Source organism: Winogradskyella helgolandensis, from assembly GCF_013404085.1.
GTDB classification, from domain to species: domain Bacteria; phylum Bacteroidota; class Bacteroidia; order Flavobacteriales; family Flavobacteriaceae; genus Winogradskyella; species Winogradskyella helgolandensis.
The window spans coordinates 1,829,089-1,842,284 of record NZ_JABFHO010000001.1; the positions used below are offsets into that span (position 1 = coordinate 1,829,089).

Annotated in this window: 12 protein-coding genes; 7 read left to right on the forward strand and 5 right to left on the reverse strand. The window is 33.0% G+C overall.

What is annotated here, in order from left to right:
• Positions 1-6: 6 nt before the first annotated feature.
• The 3 genes from HM992_RS07385 to HM992_RS07395 form a co-directional block, all read right to left on the reverse strand.
• The gene (locus HM992_RS07385) at positions 7-2,037 is read right to left on the reverse strand and encodes a M3 family metallopeptidase (RefSeq protein ID WP_179319229.1); all 2,031 of its coding nucleotides are present in this window, start codon (positions 2,035-2,037) and stop codon (positions 7-9) included.
• 166 nt (positions 2,038-2,203) lie between these two features.
• On the reverse strand, positions 2,204-2,683 hold the full coding sequence (gene purE / locus HM992_RS07390; RefSeq protein WP_178984379.1) for a 5-(carboxyamino)imidazole ribonucleotide mutase: 480 nt from the start codon (positions 2,681-2,683) through the stop codon (positions 2,204-2,206).
• A 2-nt stretch (positions 2,684-2,685) separates the two neighbouring features.
• On the reverse strand, positions 2,686-3,840 hold the full coding sequence (locus HM992_RS07395) for a 5-(carboxyamino)imidazole ribonucleotide synthase (RefSeq protein WP_179319230.1): 1,155 nt from the start codon (positions 3,838-3,840) through the stop codon (positions 2,686-2,688).
• Positions 3,841-4,007: 167 nt separating this feature from the next.
• Here HM992_RS07395 and HM992_RS07400 point away from each other — a divergent pair, with 167 nt between their 5' ends.
• The 5 genes from HM992_RS07400 (at position 4,008) to HM992_RS07420 (ending at position 7,860) form a co-directional block, all read left to right on the forward strand.
• Entirely contained in the window at positions 4,008-5,117 is a 1,110-nt protein-coding gene (locus HM992_RS07400) for an adenylate kinase (RefSeq protein ID WP_178984381.1), read from the forward strand.
• A gap of 50 nt (positions 5,118-5,167) precedes the next feature.
• Entirely contained in the window at positions 5,168-5,389 is a 222-nt protein-coding gene (locus HM992_RS19835; protein ID WP_229720465.1) for a four helix bundle protein, read from the forward strand.
• Between the two features lie 165 nt (positions 5,390-5,554).
• Complete coding sequence (obgE, locus tag HM992_RS07410; protein WP_178984383.1) at positions 5,555-6,553, forward strand: GTPase ObgE; 999 nt, start codon at positions 5,555-5,557, stop codon at positions 6,551-6,553.
• A 15-nt stretch (positions 6,554-6,568) separates the two neighbouring features.
• Positions 6,569-7,288, forward strand: a complete 720-nt coding sequence (locus tag HM992_RS07415) for an ion transporter (protein WP_178984384.1) — start codon at positions 6,569-6,571, stop codon at positions 7,286-7,288.
• A 50-nt stretch (positions 7,289-7,338) separates the two neighbouring features.
• Complete coding sequence (locus HM992_RS07420; protein ID WP_178984385.1) at positions 7,339-7,860, forward strand: DUF4136 domain-containing protein; 522 nt, start codon at positions 7,339-7,341, stop codon at positions 7,858-7,860.
• A 13-nt stretch (positions 7,861-7,873) separates the two neighbouring features.
• Here HM992_RS07420 and HM992_RS07425 read toward each other — a convergent pair whose 3' ends face one another.
• A complete protein-coding gene (locus HM992_RS07425) occupies positions 7,874-9,259 on the reverse strand; it encodes a T9SS type A sorting domain-containing protein (protein WP_179319231.1) in 1,386 nt (461 codons plus the stop codon).
• A 2-nt stretch (positions 9,260-9,261) separates the two neighbouring features.
• On the reverse strand, positions 9,262-9,702 hold the full coding sequence (locus HM992_RS07430; RefSeq protein WP_179319232.1) for a hypothetical protein: 441 nt from the start codon (positions 9,700-9,702) through the stop codon (positions 9,262-9,264).
• Positions 9,703-10,035: 333 nt separating this feature from the next.
• On the opposite strand from HM992_RS07430, the gene HM992_RS07435 reads away from it, so the two are divergent.
• The gene (locus tag HM992_RS07435) at positions 10,036-12,315 is read left to right on the forward strand and encodes a S9 family peptidase (protein WP_179319233.1); all 2,280 of its coding nucleotides are present in this window, start codon (positions 10,036-10,038) and stop codon (positions 12,313-12,315) included.
• A 332-nt stretch (positions 12,316-12,647) separates the two neighbouring features.
• Complete coding sequence (locus HM992_RS07440; RefSeq protein ID WP_179319234.1) at positions 12,648-13,157, forward strand: hypothetical protein; 510 nt, start codon at positions 12,648-12,650, stop codon at positions 13,155-13,157.
• Positions 13,158-13,196: the final 39 nt, after the last annotated feature.

A 13,196-nucleotide genomic window follows, 5' to 3' on the forward strand; every position in this document is an offset into this window, starting at 1 on the left:
CTAGTTTTATTTCAACAAACCGGCACGTCTTAACAACGCTTCAGGTTTTGGTTCTTGTCCTCTAAACTTTTTATATAAAGTCATTGGGTTTTCTGTTCCTCCTTGTGAAAGAACAAAAGTTTTAAATTTATCAGCAACGGCTTTGTTGAAAATACCTTCTTCTTTAAAGTATTCAAAAGCATCCGCATCTAAAACTTCGGCCCATTTGTAACTGTAATAACCCGAAGAATAGCCACCTTGAAATATATGTGAAAATGATGTGCTCATACAGTTTTCTGCAACATCTGGATATAAACTTGTGTCGCCAAATGCGTCAACTTCATGAGCTTTTACATCTTTAATTTCTGAAGGATCAACACCATGCCAAGACATATCTAATAATCCAAAACTTAACTGACGTAAGGTTTGCATGCCTTCATGAAATGTTGACGAGGCTTTAATTTTATCAATCAAGGCCATTGGAATAACAGCTGCTGTTTCATAATGTGTAGCGAATAGTTCTAGTGCTTCTTTTTCATAACACCAATTTTCTAACACCTGACTAGGTAATTCAACAAAATCCCAGTATACACTAGTGCCTGATAAACTCGGATACGTAGTGTTGGCTAACATGCCGTGAAGCGCGTGACCAAACTCATGAAACAATGTTGTCACTTCATTAAACGTTAATAATGACGGTTTGCTTTTTGTTGGCTTTGTAAAATTGCACACAATAGATACATGAGGTCTTTCATTCACACCGTTCTTAATCATTTGTGGTTTGTAAGACGTCATCCAAGCACCATTTCGTTTACCTGTTCTTGGGAAAAAATCGGCATAGAAGATAGATACTAATTCACCATCGTTATCTGTTACTTTATAAGTTAATACGTCTTCGTGATATTTGTCAATAGTATTAATTTCTTCAAATTGTAAACCGAATAATTTATTAGCAACCGTGAAAGCACCGTTGATGACATTTTCTAATTTGAAATAAGGCTTTAATTGCTCATCATCTAAATCGAATAATTTTTGTTTCAATTTTTCAGAATAATAACCAGAATCCCATTTCTGGAGTTGGTCAATACCATCTAAATCTTTTGCGAAATCTTCCAGTTCTTTAAATTCGTCCTTAGCGGCTGGTTTTGCTTTTTCTAATAGTTCATTTAAGAAAGACGTTACTTTTTCTGGCGTTTCTGCCATGCGTTCTTCTAAAACAAAATGTGCATGTGTTTGATAGCCTAAAAGTTGGGCACGCTCAAAACGCAGTTGTGCAATTTTTAGCACAATGTCTTGATTGTCTAATTCATTATTCTGAAACCCTTTTCTACCAAACGCTTTAGAGAGTTCTTCCCGTAATGCTCTATTATCTGCATAGGTCATAAACGGAATGTAACTTGGATAATCTAGAGTGATTAACCAGCCGTCTTTGTCTTTACTTTCGGCCAATTGCTTAGCGGCTTCTTTAGCACCTTCTGGTAAACCTGAAAGATCAGATTCTTCAGTAAGATGCATTTCATAGGCATTCGTTTCTGCTAAAATATGTTCGCCGAATTTTAATTTTAGCTGACTTAATTCTTTGTCAATAGCTCTGAGTTTATCTTTTTTGTCTTCAGCCAGATTCGCACCATTTCTAGAAAAACCTTTATATTTTTTATCGAGAAGCGTTTCTTGTTCTGTAGTTAATTCTAAATCAGCTTTTGAATCATAAACCGATTTTACACGTTTAAATAACTCTTCATTCAATGTGATATCATTACTGAATTCCGAAAGTAAAGGTGAAACTTCTTGCGCAATTTTTTGAATGTCATCATTCGTTTCCGCCGAATTCAAATTGAAGAAAATACTAGATATACGATCTAATTCTTCACCCGAATAATCTAAGGCTTCAATCGTATTTTCAAAAGTTGGTGATTCATTATTTTTAGTTATAGCATCGATTTCTGCTTTTGCATTTTCAATTCCTAATTTAAAAGCAGGTAAAAAATCTTCTGTTTTTATACTTGAAAAAGGAGCTGTATTATATTTGGTATTGAAGGTGTTATTAAGAATACTCATTAGTTTTGACTTTGGTTTAAGTATTTGATTATCTTAATTTTAACTTTTAATTATGATAATCTTTGATATAGTGTTTTGTACCTTTGCATTACTGTTTTTTCATATTAATAATGTAAAAGTAGAATTGATTAATAGCTAGAAAGCCTTAACGAAAGTTGAGGCTTTTTTATAGGTCTTTGGCAGAATCTATAACTTTCGCTTTCAACCCCTCTTTATAATCTATAATTTTGTTTAAAATGCTTTCATCTGCGCTTGCTAAAATTTGAGCTGCTAATATACCTGCATTCTTTGCACCATTAAGTGCAACTGTGGCAACAGGAACACCTCCTGGCATTTGTAAAATAGATAATACAGAATCCCAACCATCTATAGAATTACTGCTTTTTACAGGCACTCCAATAATTGGAAGCGGAGACATTGAGGCTACCATTCCTGGTAAATGAGCTGCACCTCCTGCGCCCGCAATAATTACTTTAATACCTCTTTTGTGCGCATTTTTACTAAAATCGAATAGTTTTTCCGGAGTTCTATGTGCCGAAACGATATCTACTTCAATTTCAATATCAAATTCGTTTAATATATCTATAGCGTCTTGCATTACTGGCATGTCGCTTTTGCTTCCCATTATGATGGCTACTTTACTCATTTTTATTCACTAATTACTTCAATCGTTAGTTTTACTTGTTCTGCAATTTCTCTTGCTACAGCGATATCCTTATTCACTATAGTGACATGTCCCATTTTCCGGAATGGTCTGGTTTGTTTTTTACCGTAAATGTGAGGTGTTACACCATCCATTGCAAGTATGTTTTCAATGTTTTTATATACCACATTTCCGGTATGGTTTTCTGCACCTACGAGGTTGACCATCACTCCAGCAACTTTACTTTCAGTATTACCAAGAGGCAAACCTAAGATACATCTAATCTGCTGTTCAAATTGAGACGTGTAACTTGCTTCAATGCTATAGTGACCAGAATTGTGTGGTCTTGGTGCCACTTCGTTTACGATGATATCATCTTTTTCAGTCTGAAACATTTCAACGGCTAACAAGCCAACATGTTTAAATTCGGATGCCACTTTTAAAGCAACTAATTCTGCTTTTTTTGCAATGTCATCAGGGATTCTCGCCGGACAAATCACATATTCCACTTGATTGGCTTCAGGATGAAATTCCATTTCCACGACAGGATAAGTTTTTATATCTCCGTGTTCATTTCTAGCAACAATAACTGCCAATTCATTTTTAAACGGAATTAATTGTTCCGTAATACATTCCACATTTGGTAAATCCGTTAAATCAGAAATATTTCTAACCACCTTTACACCTGTGCCATCATAGCCAAATCGTGCACTTTTCCATACAAAAGGATAATTTAAACCTCCATGATCTATAGCTTCATCTATTTCAGACGTATAAGCAAATCTCGAAAAATCTGCCGTCGGAATATCATGATCCCGATAAAATAATTTTTGAGTCGCTTTATTTTGAATCGTTCGCAATGTTTTAGACGATGGGAAAACTTTTACACCTTGTTTTTCGAGTGTCTCTAAAGCATCGACATTAACATTTTCGATTTCAAAAGTTAATACATCAACGTTTTTTCCGAAATCAACAACCGTTTCATAATCTAATAAATCGCCTATTGTAAATTCGTCGCAAGCCAATCGTGATGGTGCATCAGCGCTAGGATCCAAGACGCAAGTGTAAATGTCAAATTTGCGCGTATCGTACAACATCATTTTGCCAAGTTGGCCACCACCAAGAATACCGAGTTTGAAATTGGAAGAAAAATAGTTCATCAATTTTTACTTTGTTCCCAAGTGCATGGGAAACTTTTTAGGATTAAATATCTGCTTTTCAATAGCAAAAATACGCTAAAAATGAGAGATACTTCTAAATTCGTAAATCAAAAATCCCTCAAAAAGCAATCAAATACGTATCTTTGCAATTCTAAAATAATAAGAAAGTGATAAAGCTTCACGATTTATACTTCAAACCTTTTATCTCTGAAAAAGAAATAGACACTGCTGTCCAAAAGATGGTAGATGGTATTGCTACGGATTTAGGTGACGAAGTACCTGTTTTTATTGGGATTTTAAATGGCTCGTTTATGTTAGTGAGCGACTTTGTAAAAAAGTATCCAAAACCATGTGAAGTTACTTTTATAAAATTAGCCTCTTATGAAGGGGTTAAATCTACTGAAGATATTCAACGTTTAATTGGTTTAACCCAAGACTTAACAGGTAGAACCGTTGTTATTTTAGAAGATATTATAGATTCAGGAAACACGTTAGAAGAAGTGCATCGCATTTTTGAAAACGAGAATGTAAAACAATTGATTATTGCCACCCTGTTTTACAAACCTGAAGCTTATAATAAAGACTTTAAACTTCATTACGTAGGTATGGAAATTCCTAATAAGTTCATTGTAGGCTACGGTTTAGATTACGACGGATTAGGAAGAGATTTACCAGATGTATATCAATTAAAAACCACACAACACATGACAAACATAGTGCTATTTGGCCCTCCTGGTGCAGGTAAAGGAACACAAGCTAATTTTCTAAAGGAAAAATATGATTTAATACACATCTCTACAGGTGACGTTTTTAGATTTAATATCAAAAATGAAACGGCTTTAGGAATGTTAGCAAAGTCGTTTATGGACAAAGGAGAATTAGTGCCAGATCAGGTTACTATTGATATGTTGAATAAAGAGGTTGAAAAAAATGCCGGAGCTAACGGTTTTATTTTTGATGGTTTTCCAAGAACTAATGCACAAGCAAAAGCATTAGATGACTTAATGGAAGGTAAGGATTCGCAAATCGATGCGATGGTTGCTTTAGAAGTTGACGATGAGGTATTGGTACAACGTTTACTAAAAAGAGGTGAAACTAGTGGTAGAACTGATGATGCTGACGAAAGTATTATTAGAAACCGAATTAAGCAATACTATACAAAAACAGCGATTCTAAAAGATTACTATTCAGATCAAAATAAATATTTTGGTGTTGATGGTGTTGGTAGCGTTGAAGAAATTACAGTGCGTTTAAGTACTGTGATTGATAAACTGTAAAATTGTATTAGGGTTTAACTGTTGAATTGTTTAATTGAAATCAAATATTTATGTATCAACATTCATTTGAAAAATTAAACGTTTGGCAAGATTCTATAGATTTAGTAGAATTGATTTACAATACAGTAGGAACATTTCCTGAAGATGAGAAGTTTGGACTTGTAAGTCAAATGAAAAGATGTTCGGTTTCAATTTCTTCAAACTTGGCAGAGGGAACATCACGTATTACGAATAAAGATAAAGCACGTTTTTCAACAATAGCATTTAGCTGAACAATGGAATTGCTTTGTCAAATAATTTTATGCCAAAGATTAGGTTTTATTAATGAAGAGAAATATTTAATCTTAAGGGCTAAAATTTTGAAAGTTTCCAATCAGATTAATGCTCTGAAGAATTATCAATTAAACGCATAAACAATTAAACTTTTAAACAATTAAATGACTGAAGGAAATTTTGTTGACTACGTAAAAATGCACGTATCTTCTGGTAACGGAGGAAAAGGTTCTGCGCATTTACATCGCGAAAAATATATAATGAAAGGTGGGCCAGATGGAGGAGATGGTGGTCGTGGAGGTCATGTTATTTTGCGTGGGAACTCTAATCTTTGGACACTTATTCACTTAAAGTTTAAAAGACACTTTAAAGCAGGTCATGGGTCTCATGGTAGTTCTGGTAGAAGTACAGGTGCCGATGGTGAGGATATTTACGTTGACGTGCCTTTAGGAACTGTGGTTCGTGATTCTGAAACCGATACTATTATGTTTGAAATCACTGAGGACGGTGAGGAGATTATAGTCGTAAAAGGAGGTATGGGCGGTCGTGGAAATTGGCATTTTAAAAATTCAGTAAATCAAACTCCGCGTTATGCACAACCTGGAATTCCACTTGAAGAACTCGATATTACTTTAGAACTTAAAGTATTAGCTGATGTGGGATTGGTTGGATTCCCTAATGCTGGTAAATCAACGTTATTGTCTGTGTTAACTTCTGCAAAACCTAAAATTGCAGATTATGAGTTTACCACTTTAAAACCGAATTTAGGTATTGTGGAATATCGCGATTTTCAGTCGTTTGTAATGGCGGATATTCCTGGTATTATAGAAGGAGCAGCTGAAGGAAAAGGTTTAGGTTATTACTTTTTAAGGCATATTGAACGAAATTCAATTCTATTGTTTTTAATTCCTGCTGATGCTAAAGATATTGTTGAGCAATACGAAATCCTTGAAGATGAATTAAGACGTTACAATCCAGAAATGTTAGATAAGGAACGCTTAGTTGTTGTTTCAAAATCAGACATGCTAGATGACGAATTAAAATCAGAAATATCTGTTATTTTAAAGAAAGATTTGAAAGCTGATTTTATGTTTATTTCTTCTGTTGCCCACCAAGGGTTAACAGAATTAAAAGATAAACTTTGGAAGTTGCTGAATGCTTAATGTTTTAGCATTATAATGAAAACGTATCTTAAAAACCTAGTTGAAATAAACGAATCAAAGCAGAGTAGATGGTTTGCTTATTTTATTCAGTTCTTAATTATTTTTTCGGTTATTACGTTTTCAATAGAAACATTACCAGATTTAAAACCGCAAACCAAAGTTGTTTTAAAAGCCATTGAAGCATTTTGCGTTGTCGTTTTTACCTTTGAATATTTAGCACGTATTTACGTCGCAGATAGTAAACCTAAATTCATTTTTAGTTTTTTCGGAATTGTAGATTTTTTAGCCATTCTGCCGTTTTATCTCTCATTCGGAATCGACTTAAGGACCTTACGTTTATTACGTATGTTTCGATTATTTAGACTCTTCAAATTAGTCCGTTACAATAAAGCGATGCGTCATTTTGCCAATGCGATGAAGCTAGCAAAAGAGCAGATTATTCTTTTTATGATGATTACTTTGATGCTCATTTACTTTACAGCAGTCGGTATTTACTATTTTGAAAACGAAGCACAACCCGAACATTTTTCGTCTATATTTTCTAGTCTTTGGTGGTCTATAGTTACCTTAACAACGGTTGGTTATGGTGATGTCTATCCAATTACAGTTGGTGGTCGAATCTTTACATTTTTTATGTTGTTAATTGGTTTGGGAGTGGTTGCTATTCCGACAGGGATTATTTCTTCGTCTTTAACAAAAGCAGTAGAGCCTCAGGATGAAGTTAAAGAGGAATAGTTAAAATAGGAGTCACAGTTTTAAATTTTTAATACCTTTAAAATAAAAAGATGAAAAATTTAAAATTCTTACTTATTGCGTTAATCCTAACGTCTTGCGGAACCAAAGTCCACTACGATTACGAAAAATCAACTGATTTTAACGCGTACCAAAGCTATAATTATTTTGATGAAATGGAAACAGGCTTGTCTGAATTAGACACTAAACGCTTAATGAGATCCATGGATGCAAAGCTTGAAACGATGGGATTGATACGGTCCGATAATCCTGATTTTTATATCGATATCCAAAGTCAAGAGATCCAAAGTAGAAACAATAGCAATGTTGGAGTAGGCCTTGGTGGAGGTGGAGGTAATGTTGGTGGTGGAATTTCTGTAGGCTTACCCATTGGTGGTAATAAAAACACAAGAGAATTAGTAATTGAGTTCGTTGACGATAGTAAAACAGGGATGTTTTGGCAAGCAATTAGCGAAAGCAATTATAATCCAAATGATACTCCAGAAAAACGCGAAGAAAGGTTTCATAAAGTCGTAGAAAAGATATTTTCAACGTATCCTCCAAAATCTGAATAGTTATCTTTTCATTCTAATTCTTGATCAGTTTTTTACTCGCAATTAAAACACCATTAGCATAGAAGTTAGTAATATATAATCCATTACTTAATTTGCTAATATCTAGTGTTATATTTTGGTTGTTATTAAGCGTTGCTGATTTTACTCGTTTTCCATCAAGACTTACAATGTCTACCGATATGACATCATTTAACACATTCTCTAAAGCAATATTTAAATTCGTATTAGCTGGATTGGGAAACATCGTTAAGCTGAAATTATTTTCGATAACATCTTGTATGCCTAGAGTATTATCTATTGTCCAAGTCACGGTTGAAACATGAATTGTATCGTGGTTATCAACATCAATTAAGGTCGTAGCATCGCTAACTACAACCGTTAAAGTATTTGTACCTGTAGTTAAATCACTTTCCTCAATTGTAACCGTATCTTCATTGGTGGCAATAGCAGTACTATTCAGTGTCCAAGTGCTTTCTAAGGTGTTCACAGGAAGCGTTTGTATAGTATTCAATTGAAAATCCAAGGGGAAACTAGGTTCGGTAATAGTGACTTCAGTTGGAGAATAAGAATCGATTGGTGAAATTAAATCGTGAATGCGTTCAATAATTCCTTCTTTACAAACCGAACAAAAATCATATCCAAGATAACGCATTTTACAGGTTTGATGAGGTCTGTTCCAAGTTGAAGCTGTTCCCGAAGTTGCGTATGGGAAAATGCCAACATTGTTTGTTCCAACCCAATTTTTCCATCTTACTAGTGTAGGATCTGTTTCTTGCGTCATATTTATAGCTTCAGCAGCCAAAATATCTCCTGGATAGTATTCGTCTTTTAAATCCACAAAAGAATGACCCAATTCATGAATGGCGATTTCGTTAGCATCTTCTCCTGTAGAGGTGATTGGAAACATACCACCACTACCTCCGTAGTACGGTGAGTTAACTAATATAAGAGCTTGGTCATATAGAGGAAAATTATTAGCTAAAACCGTAGAGATTAAAGCTGTGTTTTCCGTGTATAACAACCTATGTACATTATAACTGTCATAAGCTGTTCCAAAATAATTATCAACAGTTATCGTAGGCACTATTGGAGTTGGTTCATCTGGTGCTGTTCCTGGGTGCGTTGCGCCACTTTCATTTGATGGAACATTTATAATATATACATTAAAGTAGTTTTCGTAATTTGAAAATGGCTCTTGCGTAAACATATCATTCATAAAGTTAGTAGCATCTGTTTCAAATTGATCCATTTCACTAGCTTGATACCCTTCACTTAAAATGACGAGATTAATACGCTTCTCATCATCACCAGAATTTTTGATAGTTAAGACATCAAAAGTCTGTGAAAAAACAAGTTGAAAATTAAGAGCAAAACATAATAATAGTAGAATTTTCTTCATGCTTATTCAATTTTTGTGGTGATGTGTTTTATGATTTCGCTGTCTGTAATTTCATTAATAACAACATATTTTGACTTAGGTCGTAATTGCAATTTTAACGAAAATTGAACGTTGTCTAAATCTAATATTTTTTTTTCGAATTCTCCGGAATCGTTTATGAATTCTACCGTTTTCTTTAAGGGATTTTTTATAGAATATGTATCTAATACAATAAGATCTTCATCTAAAATAATACATTCTAAATCAGCGATAGTTGTGTTGTTTCTACTTAGGACCGTCTCTTTTAATTTACCATCTGTTTTAATTTGATTAATTAGTGAGATGGTTTTTTTTTCCTCTAATTTTTCAATTTTATAATTTAAGAACAGAAGTTTTGGTTGTGTTTCTATTTGCTTTTCTTCAGCAATTATAGATTTTTTACCAATGCAAGACAGTAATGTCATGACAAGAAATAATGAGAAAACGCACTTTATGATGTTAGAAATTTTCATCTGCTAAACATTGGTTTTTTTTGATGGTCAAAGTTAATCAATAAAGTGGTTGTTTGCCAAGGACCGATTATTTTAATGAAGACATTCTGGATAACTTGAAAGTTATGTAACTTCGAATTGAAGGTGTTTCCGCTTAACATTATCAAATAACCACTCGTCATATTTTTAGATTACAAAGGTTATTCCAATAATATATTTACAGAAAGAAATGTAACGTTTGTATAAAATCAGTTACTTATCAATATAATTTTAACTGTAAATCAATTAATTATTTAAATAATCATCATGAAAAAAACAAAATCAAATTTAGTTCTAAGCATCATCGCTTTAGTATTTTCAATAAGCACTTTTGCCCAAGATATTTTAGGATCTTGGAAAGGTGTTTTAAATGTTCAAGGGCAAGAATTACCGTTACTATTTAATATTAAAAATGACAACGGTGTTTTGTCTTCCACTATGGATAGCCCAAGTCAAGGCGCAACAGGCATCCCTATGGACAAAACTAGTTTCGAAGCCAATAAATTAACTATTGCGTTTACCCAAGGAGGCATCCAATATGTTGGTGTTTTAGAAAAAGAAACCATAAATGGTACGTTTTTTCAAGGCGGAATGGAATTACCATTAAACCTAACTAAAACAGTTAAAACAAAACCAGGTGATGTGTCGTTGCCTTCATCAAAAGAAGCATTAGATAAATTAGCTGCTTTTGATAATGCGTCTTATAAATATTCTGCTGAAGATTATTTTGCCGATCCCACCAAAAGTTCATTTCAGTTTTCACCTAAAGGCAACTATTTTTCATTTAGAGAGAAGGATGAAAATGGTAAAAACCATGTTTATGTAAAAGATACTAAAACAGAAAAGGTAACCCTAGCCATAGAAGAAGGTGAAGAATTAATTAGGGGTTACGGCTGGGCAAACGATAATAGGTTGATATACATAAAAGATAATGGTGGTAATGAAAACTATCAGCTTTTTGCAGCCAATATAGACGGAAGTAATCCAAAAGCATTAACTCCTTTTGACGACGTAAAAGTTAATTTTTCTAATCTTTTAGAAGATCAACCAGATCACGTTATTATAATGATGAACAAGGATAACAAACAAATATTTGAGCCTTATAAATTAAATATTGTAACAGGAGATATGGAAAAGTTGTTTGAGAACAAAGACGCTTCTTCTCCAATAGCAGGTTATGAGTTTGATAAAGATGGAGAACTTAGAGGATACACAAAACAACAGAATGGTGTAGAATATGTATTGTATTACAGAACAGGTTTAGAGCAACCATTTAATGAAATAGTAACTACAAATTGGAAAGATTCATTTTCATTAGTAGCATTTAATTACAATACACCATACAAACATGATGCTTATGTATTAACTAATTTAGAGAGTGATACTAGCGAGTTGGTGCTTTACGATTTAGCAAAAAAGCAAATTATAGAAAAGATTTATAGCAACGACACCTTTGATGTTGGTGGCTTAAGCAGATCTAAAAAGCGAAATTATGAGGTTGATTATTACTACTATACAGGTGAGAAGACACACGTAGTTCCAGTGAGTAGATACTATAAAAAGCTAGACAAAAAGTTTAAAAAGGAATTTGGAGATAAAGTGTATTCTATTGTTGACAAAACAGATGATGAAGATAAATACTTAATCATTTTACAAACAGACAAGCTCTATGGAACGTATTATACGTATGATGTAAAAAAAGATGAGTTTACTAAGATATTAGATTTAATGCCTCAGTTACATGAAGAGGATATGGCAGAGATGAGATCTATAAACTTCACAACTAGAGATGGGTTAAAAGTTTACGGTTATATCACAATCCCGAATAATATTAAAAAAGGAGAACGTGTGCCGTTAATAGTTAATCCACATGGAGGACCTTATGGAGTGAGAGATTATTGGGGTTTTAATCCAGAAACACAATTGTTTGCAAGTAGAGGGTATGCAACTTTACAAGTTAATTATAGAGGTTCAGGAGGTTACGGAAAAGATTTCTTTTTGGCAGGAAATAAGCAAATAGGCCGAAAAATGCTTAATGATTTAGAAGATGCTGTAGCATATGCTAAAACTTTAGATTTTATCGATAATGAAAAGGTAGCTATTTATGGAGCTAGTTACGGAGGTTTAGCCACTTTAGGCAGTTTGGTTAAAACACCAGATTTATATACTTGTGGTATTGATTATGTTGGTGTCAGTAACTTATTTACATTCTTTGAGTCTTTTCCAGAATACTGGAAACCTTATATGGCTCAATTTAATGAGCAATGGTATAATTCTGAAGACGAAGCAGATCAAAAAATTATGACTGCAGTGTCACCAGCATTGCATGTAGATAAGATTACAAAACCATTATTTGTAATTCAAGGTGCTAATGATCCTAGAGTAAATATAGATGAGTCTGACCAAGTTGTAAAAAGTATGAGAGCAAGAAATATAGAAGTGCCTTATATGGTAAAATACGATGAAGGACATGGTTTTTCTCATGAAGAAAATAAAGTAGAATTGTATAAAGCCATGCTCGGTTTCTTTGCACAACATTTAAAATAGTAGAATCAATTAATCAATATTGTTAGTGAAAAAACCTTTTAAGAGTAGTGTCTTAAGAGGTTTTTTTTATTGTAAGAAGTAACCTAATTTCCATTCGCCATATGCTATTAACCACTCGTCATAATTTCAATTTTAAAACGCATTTGCTGTCCTATCTTTATACTATCAATTAAGAAAACGAACAGTATTCATCAATCAAAAAACAACAGTGTTATGATCAGTTTAGTAAAAATTATAGTAGAATTTATAGTTGAAGTTGTAATCATCAATGTCGGCTAATCAATCAATCAATCAATCAATCAATCAATCAATCATTTAAAATAAATCAAATTATGGAAAATTCAAACCCACAAAAACAAGACACATTTCAAAATCAACTAAAGACCTTCAACAAATTATTGACTGGTGCGAAAATGGCTAAACTATCTTCATGTATTTTAGTAGGTATCTCAATAGGGCTTGTTATTCACTCTAGAGAAAATAGTCTTTATGTAATGCTATTATTAATGGGAGTATTAGCCATAGTTTTCTTTATAGATAAATTTTTGTCATTAAAAGACATTAAACAAAAGTCATACACACAAACAACTTTAGTTGCTAGTATTTCTAAATTTAAAATCTATATGGCTAATCGTAAAAAATATGAAATGTATTTCATAGCCTTTTGGATCTTAAGCTTAATTCCAACAGTTTCAATACATTTTGATTCTAATGTTTTTGGTGTTTTAGGAGTGTTAGCCTATTTAACTTTTGTGGGTGTTTTTGGTTATTTAGCATACAAAAAAACAGAAAAAGAAATCGCGTTTTTAGAAAGCACAATGGAATATGAACTACAGTTGTAATAAACAGGTTTTATCCTATATATTGCAATGCATTAGTAT